This window comes from Blattabacterium cuenoti, assembly GCF_014251375.1.
Classification (GTDB): domain Bacteria; phylum Bacteroidota; class Bacteroidia; order Flavobacteriales; family Blattabacteriaceae; genus Blattabacterium; species Blattabacterium cuenoti_K.
This window is the reverse complement of sequence record NZ_CP059187.1, coordinates 158,247-170,976: the sequence shown is the minus strand read 5'-3', so window position 1 is coordinate 170,976 and position 12,730 is coordinate 158,247. Positions and strand designations below refer to the sequence as shown.

The 12,730-nt window shown below is 28.1% G+C and carries 10 protein-coding genes; all 10 read right to left on the bottom strand.

The features are described from left to right. Positions 1-27 precede the first annotated feature (27 nt). A complete protein-coding gene (locus H0H71_RS00780; protein WP_185856286.1) occupies positions 28-603 on the bottom strand; it encodes a formyltransferase family protein in 576 nt (191 codons plus the stop codon). A gap of 2 nt (positions 604-605) precedes the next feature. Continuing rightward, a complete protein-coding gene (gene purM, locus H0H71_RS00775) occupies positions 606-1,601 on the bottom strand; it encodes a phosphoribosylformylglycinamidine cyclo-ligase (protein WP_185856284.1) in 996 nt (331 codons plus the stop codon). Positions 1,602-1,625: 24 nt separating this feature from the next. After that, positions 1,626-3,038 carry an amidophosphoribosyltransferase gene (gene purF / locus H0H71_RS00770; RefSeq protein ID WP_185856282.1) on the bottom strand — a complete coding sequence of 471 codons (1,413 nt, stop codon included), beginning with the start codon at positions 3,036-3,038 and terminating at the stop codon, positions 1,626-1,628. Between the two features lie 39 nt (positions 3,039-3,077). Beyond that, positions 3,078-3,803, bottom strand: a complete 726-nt coding sequence (purC, locus tag H0H71_RS00765; RefSeq protein WP_185856280.1) for a phosphoribosylaminoimidazolesuccinocarboxamide synthase — start codon at positions 3,801-3,803, stop codon at positions 3,078-3,080. Continuing rightward, positions 3,793-4,290, bottom strand: coding sequence for a 5-(carboxyamino)imidazole ribonucleotide mutase (gene purE, locus H0H71_RS00760; RefSeq protein WP_185856278.1), 498 nt, complete (start codon positions 4,288-4,290; stop codon positions 3,793-3,795). Before purE ends, purC begins: the two co-directional genes overlap by 11 nt. A gap of 20 nt (positions 4,291-4,310) precedes the next feature. Then, complete coding sequence (locus H0H71_RS00755) at positions 4,311-8,051, bottom strand: phosphoribosylformylglycinamidine synthase (RefSeq protein WP_185856276.1); 3,741 nt, start codon at positions 8,049-8,051, stop codon at positions 4,311-4,313. A gap of 23 nt (positions 8,052-8,074) precedes the next feature. Next, positions 8,075-9,511 (bottom strand): adenylosuccinate lyase, encoded by a 1,437-nt coding sequence (gene purB / locus H0H71_RS00750; RefSeq protein ID WP_185856275.1) that lies wholly within the window; start codon positions 9,509-9,511, stop codon positions 8,075-8,077. Between the two features lie 17 nt (positions 9,512-9,528). Beyond that, positions 9,529-10,824: an adenylosuccinate synthase gene (locus H0H71_RS00745; RefSeq protein ID WP_185856273.1), complete on the bottom strand. Its 1,296-nt coding sequence runs from the start codon at positions 10,822-10,824 to the stop codon at positions 9,529-9,531. A gap of 55 nt (positions 10,825-10,879) precedes the next feature. After that, positions 10,880-11,866: a Holliday junction branch migration DNA helicase RuvB gene (gene ruvB, locus H0H71_RS00740; protein ID WP_185856271.1), complete on the bottom strand. Its 987-nt coding sequence runs from the start codon at positions 11,864-11,866 to the stop codon at positions 10,880-10,882. An 86-nt stretch (positions 11,867-11,952) separates the two neighbouring features. Next, the gene (surE, locus tag H0H71_RS00735) at positions 11,953-12,729 is read right to left on the bottom strand and encodes a 5'/3'-nucleotidase SurE (RefSeq protein WP_185856269.1); all 777 of its coding nucleotides are present in this window, start codon (positions 12,727-12,729) and stop codon (positions 11,953-11,955) included. Position 12,730 lies beyond the last annotated feature (1 nt).

Below are 12,730 nucleotides of genomic sequence, written 5' to 3'. Positions count from 1 at the left end.
GTAGTAATTTTTTTTGTTGAGAATTAATTAAAAAAAATAATTTAGAGATTTAATGAGTATCTCTTCTTCTATGATAGATATCTTTTTAGATAAAGAAATTGGAGTTTCTTTTGAAGAAATTCTACATGATTTTTTTAAAATAACCCCTCCTGAATCAATAGATTTTGTCACGTAATGAACTGTGGCTCCTGATATTTTTTCTTTATTATTGATAACTTCTTGATGCACTTTCATTCCATACATTCCCTTTCCTCCATATTTAGGTAAAAGAGAAGGATGAATATTTATGATTTTTTTATTCCATTTTTTACACAATTCTGCATCAAGTATGGAAAGAAATCCTGAAAGAACTATGACATCTGGAGTATATTTCAAAAGTAAGGAATCAATTTTTTTAGAAAGAAATATTTTTTTTTCTTTTTCTAAATAATCTAAATAAACAGTAGGAATATTTACTGTTTTTGCATATTGTATGGCGATACATTTTCTATCAGAAATAACTAAATCCACTTTAAAATTAGAAAGTGTTCCATTGGAAATAGCTTGTAGAATATGCCGCATATTTGTTCCTTTTCCAGAAACTAAAATGGCCAATTTTTTCATGATCATTTTTTATATTTAATACTTTTATTTCCTTTTACGATGTGACCAAAAACAAAGGGGGTTTCCCCTAAAACACATAACTTCTGAAATACAGAATGTTGATCTTGAACAGAAACTATTATAATCATTCCCACCCCCATATTAAAAGTATTCCACATGATTTTATCTGATAAATCTCCTTTTTTTTGAATAAAATTAAATACAGAATGAATAGGAATTTTGTCTATTTCTACTATAGCTGAAAAATTTTCTGGAAGAATCCGAAATAAATTTTCGTAAATTCCACCTCCAGTTATATGAGCTAATCCATGTATTAAAAATTCTTTAAATAAAATATGAATAGGATAATGATAAATTCTAGTTGGAATTAAAAGAGTTTCATAGAACGGTTTTTTTTGAAAATTTTTGCTAAAGTCTTCTTTAGAAAAAATTTTTCTAATTAAAGAAAATCCATTGCTATGGACTCCTGAAGAAGGAATCCCAATTAAAACATCCCCTTCCCGAATTCTTTTTTTTCCATCTACAATATTACTTTTTTCTACAATTCCTACACAAAATCCAGCAATATCATAGTCATTGAATTGATAAATTCCAGGCATTTCAGCAGTTTCCCCTCCAATAAAACATGTTTTTGTTTCATTACAATATGTAGCTATCCCTTGTAAAATTTTTTCAATAATATTCGAATCAAGTTTCCCGAAAGCCAAATAATCTAGAAAAAATAAAGGTTTTGCTCCATGACACAAAACGTCATTTGCACACATGGCAAAACAATCTTTTCCAATTATATCATATTTTTTGTAATCAATAGCTAAACGTAATTTAGTCCCCACTCCATCAACTCCAGAAATCAAAACAGGTTCTTTGTATTCTACAATATCAGAGATTTGATAAAAAGCAGAAAAATGATCCAAGGAACTAATTACTTTATTGTTATAAGTTTTTTTTAGAATTTTATTAATTTTAGTTTTTATAATTCTCCTATGATTTTCTTTCATTTTTTTATTTATAAGTGACAATAATCATTTTTTATGAACCGGATAGTTTCCAGTGAAACAACCGAAACAGTAATTTGTACTTCCAAGTATTTCTATCAGACTGTTCATGCTTAAAAATTCTAAACTATCTACATCTAAAATTTCAGCTATTTTTTCCTTATTAATGTTATGCGAAATAAGATCTTTTCTTCTAGGAGTGTCCACTCCTAAAAAACAGGGGGCTATAATAGGTGGTGAAGCACTTCTAAAATGAATTTCTCTAGCTCCTGCTTTTCTTAAGATAGAAACTAACTTTTTACTGGTCGTTCCACGAACAATAGAATCATCAATAATAACAATACGTTTTCCTTTAATTTCATCTAATATAGGATTTAGTTTTAGATTTACTATCCGTTCACGGATTTCTTGTTTAGGGAGAATAAAAGATCTTCCAATATATTTATTTTTTACTAAAATTGGCTTAAAAGGAATTCCAGAAGCTTTGGAGTACCCAATAGATGCGGGGACTCCAGAATCTGGTACCCCAATAACGACATCGGCTTCTACTGGATGTTGTTCATAAAGTTTTTCTCCACTTTTTTCACGAACTTCATAAACATTTATATTTTCAATTAAAGAATCAGGACGAGAAAAATAAATATATTCAAAGGAACATGTTCTTCTTCTTGTGTATTTTTTTTTTTTAAGTAAAGAGAATCGGATTGATTTTTGATCTACTATAGCCATTTCTCCTGGAAAAAGATCTCTTATATAAAAACCTCCTACAGAATCTATTCCACAAGTTTCAGAACTAAATATATAAGTTTTTTCATTGAGCATTCCATAACATAAAGGACGAATTCCATTTGGATCTCTAAATGCCGCAATTTTATTATTCATAAGAACTATTACTGAATAAGCTCCTTGAATATCAAGAGTTGTTTTTTGAATAGCTCTTTCTAGACTATTATCATATTCATGTAAATATTTCTGTATTAAACGTAAAATTACTTCTGAATCAGAATGTTCTGATATGAAAGTGATTCCTTTTGATTCTAGATTCTTACGAATCTTTTTGGCGTTAACTAGATTTCCATTGTGAACTATAGAAATAATACTTTTTCCATGAGAATCTTCTCCAAAAAATGGTTGAATATTCTTTTTACTTTGTCCTCCTTCTGTAGAATAACGTGTATGTCCAATCACTGCATTTCCATGATAACATTTGGAATTTGAAATTTCCCGAAAAGAATCTAAAACAAGTCCTTCACTCTTATGAGATAAAAGAAATCCATCTCGTAAAACAGAAAAACCACAAGCTTCCTGACCTCTGTGTTGCAATGCAAATAAACCAAATTGAATTAAAGAAAATGTATCTACCTTATTAGGCGAATAAACTCCAAATACACCACATTCTTCATGGAACTTATCAGAATCAAAATGATTCAATTTTCCCATTGTGAATATTAAAAAATAATAGATTATTTATTATTAACTTTAATCGATATTTAACCGTTTTAATACTTCCATATAAGTATCAATGACTATCTTTTCACTCTTCCCTTTCCTAAAGAGATCTTTATCAAGTTTTTTCATTGTTTTTTTATCCCAAAAACGACAAGTATCAGGACTGATTTCATCAGAAAGTAAAATTTCGTTTTTTTCATCCTTTCCAAATTCTATTTTAAAATCTACTAATAAAATATTCTTTTCTAAAAAATATTTTTTAAGAATATTATTAATATTGAATGTGATTTTATTAATTATATTTAATTCTTCATAAGAAACAACACCTAAAAAAACTGCATGATGATCATTAACTAATGGATCATTTAAGGCATCATTTTTATAAAAAATTTCAAAAATAGGATTTTTTGAAAGAGTTCCTTCTTTGATTCCTAAACGTTTAGATAGACTTCCAGTAATAATATTGCGAACCACAAATTCTAATGGAATCATATCTACTTTTATACACAATTGTTCTCTATTATTTATTCTACGAATAAAATGAGTTTTTATTCCACAAGAATTAAGATATTTGAAAATAAATGTTGTTATTTCATTATTTAAAATTCCTTTATCTTTTAAAAATTCTTTTTTTAATCCGTCACCAGCTGTTAGACTATCTTTATAATGAAGGATAATTTCATGTGGATTTTTTGTAGTATATATTTTTTTTGTTTTTCCTTCCCCTAATAAATTATTTTTTATTTTATTCTTCATAATTATTTTTATCTATTTCACTTTCTAATTTTTCCTTTTCATTTATTCTGAATTTTATTAATAATTTTCTTATATCTTTATACTTTATAGATAAAATATGAATTGCTAACAAACCTGCATTATAGGAATTATTTATTCCTACTGTAGCAACCGGTACATTTTTGGGCATTTGAACTATAGAAAAAAGTGCATCTATTCCTCCTAACAATCCGTTTTTTTTATTATAAATTGGTACTCCTATGACTGGAAGTATAGTTTTTGAAGCAATGAATCCTGGTAAATGAGCTGATAAACCGGCACCTGCAATAATTAATTCTATCCCTTCTTCCATAGATTTTTTTATTGTTTTTGATAAAATATCTGGCAGTCTATGGGCTGAAATTATATAACTTTTATACCCTATATTAAATTGATTTAGTATTTCAACTGCTGATTGCATAATTAATTTATCTGATATGCTTCCACAAAATATGGCTATTTTCTTCATATTGATTGATTGAATTTTTTCTATAAAAAATATTGTACCGCATTCTTAAAAATAGAATGTTCTTTAATGTTCGGGATATTTTTTAATAATCCATGATCATAACGTTCTGGATGTGTCATTCTTCCATAAATTTTTCCATCTTCACTTAATAATCCTTCTATTGCCTCAACAGATCCATTTGGATTATACGGTCTTTCTAAAGTCGGATTTCCTTTTAAATCTACGTATTGTGTTGCAATTTGATTTTTTTTGAATAAAACATTAGTTATTTTTTCACTAGCATAAAATCTTCCTTCTCCATGAGAGATTGGGAGAATATATCTTCTATTTTTCATTCCATTCAACCATGGAGATTGATCAGAAACAACTTTTATATGAACACATTGTGAGATATGTTTTCCGATTTCATTATAAGTAATTGTAGGTGATTTATAGTTACGTAATGTGATTTTTCCGTAAGGTAATAATCCTGATTTGATTAATCCCTGAAACCCATTACAAATTCCTAAAATTAATCCATCACGATCAAGAAATTGGTAAATAGCATCTTTTATGTACTGATTATGCAATATAGATGTAATAAATTTTGCAGATCCATCAGGTTCATCTCCCGCACTAAATCCACCACATAGCATAAATATTTGTACAGATTTTATCTGTTTTTCTATTTGAAATAGAGATTCAATAATCTCTTTATTACTCAAATTTCTAAATACAGAAGTTTTTACTATAGCACCTTCTTTTTCAAATGCATGAATCGATTCGAATTCACTATTCGTTCCAGGAAATATTGGAATAAATACACGGGGGATTCCTTTTTTTTTAGATTGAAATATCATTTTTGTAGAGGAATATCCTGAAGATTTCTCTCCTTTTTTTAAAATATTTTTCTTATGTTTTTTATTTTTTATTCTATTATTATTTATGTTTCTGGAATAAATAGATGATAAAGGGTGCATCCAAATTTCTATGGCTTCATCTATATCAACAATATGGATTCCATTAAAGTTTAAATTCTTAGTTGGAACAACTTCTCCTATTAATAAGAAATTTTCTGTAAGAAAAGATGAGGATTCTATTATTAATGATCCTATGTTAGTTTCTAGTAAATGATTTCTACAATTTATAGAAACTCCTAAACGATTTCCAAAAGACATTTTGGCAATAGCAACAGATATTCCTCCATCTTTTACCGTTTTAATAGAAACAATTTTTCCGGAACAAATCCCTTCATGAATTTGATTGTATGCTTTTTTTATAGAATCAAAATCCGGCATCTCATTATCCAAAGAACTATGATGATATAAATAAATTTTATTTCCTATTTTTTTCAATTCAGGAGAAATAATATTGAAACACGAACTAGTCGTGACTCCAAAAGCTATTAATGTTGGAGGAACATGTATGTTTTGATACGTTCCAAACATACTATCTTTTCCTCCAAGAGAGGCAATTCCAAATTTCATTTGAGCATGATAAGCACCTAATAATGCAGAAAAAGGTTTCCCCCAATTTTTGGGATCATCTCCTAGTTTTTGATAATATTCTTGAAAACTCAAAGAAACATTTTTATAATGTCCTCCCATAGAAATAATTTTAGAAATACATTCTACTATAGCATAAGCACCTCCATGCATAGGACTCCAAGTAGAAATTTCTGGATGAAAACCCCAAGAAGCTAAACTTACCGTAGTTGTATTACCATGTAATACAGGAATTTTTTGAACACTTCCTTCAGAAGGTGTCATCTGATACTTTCCTCCAAAAGGCATTAAAACTGTAGTTCCTCCTACAGTACTATCAAACATTTCCACTAATCTTTTTTGAGACGCAACATTTAACAAAGAAAGAGCGTTAAAAAATGTTTCTTTACTGAAAGAAATATTTCTTGATTTTTTAAAAGGGGAAATAGAATTAGGAGAACTAACATGAACAACTTTTTTTTTATTCAAACCGGAAGTATTTAAAAAAGAACTTTTTAAGTTGAAAAGTTCTTTTTTCTTATAACATAGTACGATCCGTTGATCATCAGTTATTTTAGCTATAGGTACTGATATGATATTTTCTTCACGAGCTAAATTTATGAATGTTTTTACATCAGAAGAGGCTAGCACAACTGCCATACGTTCTTGAGATTCTGATAATGCAATTTCTATCGGTTCTAAATCATTTTGTTTGATTGGTATTTTATCTAAATAAAGAATTAAACTATTACTTAATTCTCCAATAGCTACTGCAGCTCCTCCTGCCCCAAAATCATTACATTTTTTTATTAAGGATATTACTTTTTTTTTTCTAAAAAACCTTTGAAGTTGTCGTTCTATAATTGGATTTCCTTTTTGTTTTTGTTCTTGAATATTTGAAGAATAATCCTCTTTAGATTTAGAGGAAGATGTCGCTCCTCCTATTCCATCTCTTCCTGTTAATCCCCCAATTAACAAAACAATATCTCCTTTTTCTGGATTTTTTTGTTTTACAGAATCAACTGGAACGGCTCCAATAACCATTCCTACTTCCATTCTTTTAGCCCTGTACCCTTCGTGATAGATTTCATTTATATGAGTCGTTGCCACTCCTACCTGATTCCCATAGGAACTATATCCATGAGCTGATTCACAGCATATTTTCCATTGCGGCAATTTTCCCTCCAATGTTTTTTTAACAGTAGGATCTGCCGATCCACTTAATCTAATAGATTGATAAACAAAAGCTCTTCCAGATAAAGGATCTCTTATAGCTCCACCTATACAAGTGTTAGCACCTCCAAAAGGATCAATTTCAGTTGGATGATTATGTGTTTCATTTTTGAATAATAAATACCATTTTTCCTTTTTTTCACTATTATCATTCAGAATGATATCTACATCAACCATAATAATACAAGCATTATGTTCTTTAGAGTACACATAATTTTTCAATTTTCCTTTTTTAGAAAGGATCTGAGATGGAAGTCTAGATAAATCCATTAGATGGATAGGATCTTTGATTGATTTTCCTATGAATTCTCTATCTCTTAAATATTCATTAAAAATATTTTGATAGGTTTCTTTAAATATTCCATCGAAAGTTATATTTTCTAATTTCGTAAAAAATGTAGTATGACGACAGTGATCAGACCAATAAGAATCCAAAACACGGAGTTCCATTTCTGTTGGATCACGATTTTCTTCAGTAAGAAAGTATTGTTGAATGAACAGTAAATCATTGAAGTCTATAGAAAAGTTACACGTGTTATGAATATTTTTTATTTTTTCATGAGAGAAATGAATAAATCCATCTATAGAATGTTTTTTTTTATCCTTAAAAAAAGGATAGGAATGAATAATCTTTTTTTTTTGAAAAAAAACGGAATTCATACAATGTTTTTTGATCTTCTCAAGAAGATCTTCATTTTGAGTTACTCCTATTAATTCTATTAACTGACCGGTTTTTATAAAAACTTTAGACAAAGGATCTATAATTTTTATGCATTGTATAGCAGCATCTGCACGTTGGTCATTTATTCCTGGAATATTTTCTATAAAAAAATAGGGATTTTTTAGATGTATCTTTTTATGAAAAATATCTGTAACAGGATCTACAAAAATTTTATATAAACTATCTAAAAAAATTTCTTTTTTTATGTGTAAAATATCATATGTATGATAAACAATGGCCTTAGACTTAGATAAGGATAAATTCATCTCTTTCAATTCACTCGATAATTTTCTTGAAAAAATATCAAAAGGAATTCTTTTCTGTATATAAATCCTTAAATTCATTATTAATTTTAATAAATTATAGACTAAACTTTAAGATCCAGATTAGAATAATCATCAATAATAAAATGATAAAATTTATCTAGTATTGGATTGACTTGTTTTTCAACAAATTCTAAAGTTTGTTCTGAAGAAAACCCTATAAAATTTTTAGAATCAAGCATTTGATTTATTTTTTTTTCATCAATGGGGATTTTTTTATCGTTTAAAACACGTTGAATAAAATCATTCTCTTTTCCTTCCAATTTTATTTTTTCATTTGTATTCATAGAATGAATTCGGATTCTTTCATGTATTTCTTGTCTATTTGATCCGCTTTTTACACTTTCTACAATAATAGATTCCGTTGCTAAAAAGGGGAGCTCCTGATCTATATGTTTTTGAATCATTTTCGGATACACAACAATATTTTCTATAATATTATTCCAAATTATTAATATAGCATCTGTTGCTAAAAAAGATTGGGGAATAACCAATCTTCTATTTGCCGAATCATCTAAAGTACGTTCTAACCATTGAGTTGATGCAACCATTGCTGAACTATTTGATAGTGAAATGACATATTTTGATAAAGATGCCATCCGTTCACTACGAATAGGGTTCCGTTTGTAAGCCATTGCACTAGATCCAATTTGTTCTTTTTCAAATGGTTCTTCCATTTCTTTCAAATTTTGTAGAAGCCGCAAATCATTACTAAATTTATGAGAAGACTGAGAAATATTAGACAATAAATTTAATATTTGTGTATCTACTTTTCTGTCATAAGTTTGACCTGTAACCGAGAAAATATTTTTAAATCCAAATTTATTGGATAACTTTTTTTCTAAACTTTTTACTTTTTGTAAATCTCCATTAAATAATTCTTTAAAGCTAGCGGCTGTTCCTACAGTTCCTTTCACTCCTCTAAAACAAAGATTCTTTAATCTAAATTCTAATTCTTCTATGTCAAAAAGTAAACTCTGCATCCACAATGATGACCGTTTTCCTACAGTGGTCAATTGTGCCGGTTGATAATGAGTAAAAGCTAATGTAGGAGTATTATGATATTCTAAAGTAAAATTTCTAAGACGAAATAAAATATTAATTAATTTATTCAGTATAATTTCTAATCCATCACGGATTAGTATAAGATCCGTATTATCTACCAAAAATGCACTTGTAGCTCCTAAATGAATGATCGGTTTAGCTAAAACCGCTTTTTCTCCAAAAGCATATAAATGCGCCATGACATCATGACGGAATTTCTTTTCATAAAAAGAAACTCTATCCCAATCTATATCATATAAATGTTTTTTTAAATCTTGTATTTGTTCTTTCTTAATATTTAATCCTAATTCTTTTTGTATTTCTGCTAAAGTTACCCAAAGTTTTCTCCAAGTAGTAAACTTTTTTTTATAGGAAAAATTATATAACATTTCTTTACTACTATATCTTTCTACTAAAGGATTTTTATATTCTTTCACAAAAAGAAATATTTTTTTTAAGAAAAAAGTTTAAAAAAGGAAGATTTATTTTTTATAATATTTTGATTTCTTTCAGATCCAATAGAAATCAATAGAATTTCTAAATCTAAATATCCTTCAATAAAGGTAATATATTTTTTACAATTTATTGGTAAATCATCATATTCTTGAATATGAGAAATATTTCTTTTCCAACCCGTAAAATCTACATAAATTGCTTCTATATTTTCTTTTAAATTTGCTGGAAAATATTGAATTTTTTTTCCATTATTTTTATACCCTATACAGACTTTAATTAGTTCTAATTCACTTAAAACATCAAGTTTTGTAATCATCAAATGATTAATTCCATTAACCATGCAAGAATATTTCAAAGATAAAAGATCTAACCATCCACATCGTCTGGGCCGTTTTGTAGTTGCTCCATACTCATTTCCTTTTTGACGGATTATTTCACTTATATGATTCTTAATTTCTGTAGGAAAAGGTCCATATCCTACACGTGTACAATAAGCTTTTGCGACTCCAATAAAATTTTTCAAAAAAATAGGAGGGACTCCGGATCCTATACAAACTCCTCCTGTAGAAGGAGAAGATGGAGTGACATATGGATAGGTTCCATAATTAATGTCTAAAAGCATTGCTTGAGCTCCTTCAAATAAAATTTTTTTTTTTTTCTTAAAAGCATCATGGAGTTCATAAACGGCATCTATAATTCTAGGTAAAAGCGTTTTGGAATACTCTATATATTCCTCATATATAGATTCAAAAGAAAGAGGTTTTCTTTTATATATTTTTGTTATAATTTGATTTTTGTATTCAAGATTATTTTTCAATTTTTTATAAAAAGTTTTTAGATTTAAAAAATCCAATACACGGATCCCCATTCTTGCTATTTTATCTTCATAAGTAGGCCCAATTCCACGATGTGTAGTCCCAATAGATCTATCCCCTAAAGCTTCTTCTTTGTATTGATCTAATAAACGATGATAAGGCATAGTTATATGTGCACGTTTTGCTAAAAATACTTTTGATGTATTGATTCCTATAGATTCTATTTCTTTAATTTCTTGAAGTAAATATTTTGGATCTATTACTACTCCGGGGCCAATAATACATTTAATATGCGGATATATAACCCCAGATGGGATCAGATGAAGAATCAAATAATTTTTCTTAATATGAATAGAATGGCCTGAGTTATTTCCACCTTGATAACGGATTACATAATCCGAATTTTTAGAAAGTAAATCTGTGATTTTTCCTTTTCCCTCGTCACCCCATTGGAGGCCTACAATTACATTTGAAGGCATGATAAAAAAATTTTTTCAATTTCAAAATAAACAGTAAAATATATAATTTTTTTCATTATATTAATTTTTTTTGTTGATTATTTTTTATGTTTCTTCGTTTAACATGTTGATAAGCTAACATTGTTGCTTTTCTTCCTCTAGGAGTTCTTATTAAATATCCTTCTTGAATGAGAAAAGGCTCATAAACTTCTTCTATAGTTTCTGAATTTTCACTAACTGCTGTAGCTATAGTATTTATTCCTACAGGCCCTCCTTTAAAATGATCAATAATAGATGTCAGTATTCTATTATCCATTTCATCTAATCCATGTTTATCAACATTCAAAGATTTTAAGCCTAGATTACAAATATTTATATCTATAGTTCCATTTCCTTTGATTTGAGCAAAATCACGAACTCTACGAAGCAAAGAATTTGCAATACGTGGAGTTCCCCGACTTCTATTCGATATTTCAGAAGCCGCTTTTTCTGTGATTGGAATATTTAATATTTTCGCGCTTCTACGTATAATCTCTTTTAATAATTCTTTTTTATAATAAGTAAGACGACAATTGATTCCAAATCTAGAACGAATAGGAGCTGTTAGTAATCCAGATCTTGTCGTTGATCCAATTAAAGTAAAAGGAGATAAATCAATTTGCACGGATCTTGCATTAGAACCAGAATTTATTATAATATCTATCTTATAATCCTCCATTGCAGAATATAAATATTCTTCTACTATTGGAGAAAGACGATGAATTTCATCAATAAATAAAACATCATTTAAATTCATATGAATGAGTAATCCGGCCAAATCACCTGGTTTATCCAAAACAGAACCTGAAGTCACTGTAATATTGACACATAATTCATTAGCTACAATATGAGCTAAAGTAGTTTTTCCTAATCCTGGAGGACCATGAAATAAAATATGATCTAAAGCTTCTTTTCTTCTTTTAGTTGCTTGAATAAAAATTTTTAAATTTTCTAAAATGCTACGTTGTCCAACAAAATCTTGAAATTTATTTGGATTCAAAGTAGATTCTTCTAAAGATGACATATAATAATAGTATTTTTCATTCTAAATGAAAATGAATGGATATAGATTGATTTTTCTTTTTTTTTATTATTTATTAAAAGTTAGTATTATTTAAAATTCCATGATCTTAAGATATTTAAGATCTGATAATCTGTTAAATCGAATTGAATAGGGACAACAGAAATATATCCATTTTTCAAAGCCCATTCATCGGTATCTAATTCTTTATCGAAATTAACAAAATCTCCGACTAACCAGTAATAAGATTTCCCTTTTGGATTATAACGATGATCAAAATTTTCTTTCCATTTAGCTTCTGCTTGTCTACATATTTTAATTCCTTTGATTTTTTCTTTTTTCAATTTTGGAATATTGACATTAAGAATAATAATTTTTTCTGGAATAGGATTATTAAGAATTTTTTTTACAATTTTGCAGATATATTCTTTTGAAGGTTCAAAATCTGCATTCCAATCGAAATCTAAAAGCGAAAATCCAACAGATGGTATTCCTTCTATTCCAGCTTCTATGACAGCAGAAATTGTTCCAGAATACATAACATTTATGGAAGAATTTGATCCATGATTGATTCCTGATACACAAATATCAGGTTTTTTTGGAAGAATTTTACTAATAGCTAACTTAACACAATCTACAGGAGTTCCTGAACATTTCCATTCTTTTTGAATTCCATCATCAATTTTTACAGAATCACAATGCAAAACAGTATCCATAGTTATAGCATGTGCTATTCCCGATTGAGGTTTGTTGGGAGCAATTACATATACATCTCCTAAAGAATTCATAACATGAATGAGAGTTCGAATTCCAGGCGCTATTATCCCATCATCATTTGTAACTAGAATAATTGGTTTTTTTTTCATT

What these genes read in the sequence shown, in the direction of transcription:
- H0H71_RS00780 (WP_185856286.1), bottom strand. Translation starts at nt 603, where the DNA reads ATGAAAAAATTGGCCATTTTAGTTTCTGGAAAAGGAACAAATATGCGG.
- purM (WP_185856284.1), bottom strand. Translation starts at nt 1,601, where the DNA reads ATGAAAGAAAATCATAGGAGAATTATAAAAACTAAAATTAATAAAATT.
- purF (WP_185856282.1), bottom strand. Translation starts at nt 3,038, where the DNA reads ATGGGAAAATTGAATCATTTTGATTCTGATAAGTTCCATGAAGAATGT.
- purC (WP_185856280.1), bottom strand. Translation starts at nt 3,803, where the DNA reads ATGAAGAATAAAATAAAAAATAATTTATTAGGGGAAGGAAAAACAAAA.
- purE (WP_185856278.1), bottom strand. Translation starts at nt 4,290, where the DNA reads ATGAAGAAAATAGCCATATTTTGTGGAAGCATATCAGATAAATTAATT.
- H0H71_RS00755 (WP_185856276.1), bottom strand. Translation starts at nt 8,051, where the DNA reads ATGAATTTAAGGATTTATATACAGAAAAGAATTCCTTTTGATATTTTT.
- H0H71_RS00745 (WP_185856273.1), bottom strand. Translation starts at nt 10,824, where the DNA reads ATGCCTTCAAATGTAATTGTAGGCCTCCAATGGGGTGACGAGGGAAAA.
- ruvB (WP_185856271.1), bottom strand. Translation starts at nt 11,866, where the DNA reads ATGTCATCTTTAGAAGAATCTACTTTGAATCCAAATAAATTTCAAGAT.
- surE (WP_185856269.1), bottom strand. Translation starts at nt 12,729, where the DNA reads ATGAAAAAAAAACCAATTATTCTAGTTACAAATGATGATGGGATAATA.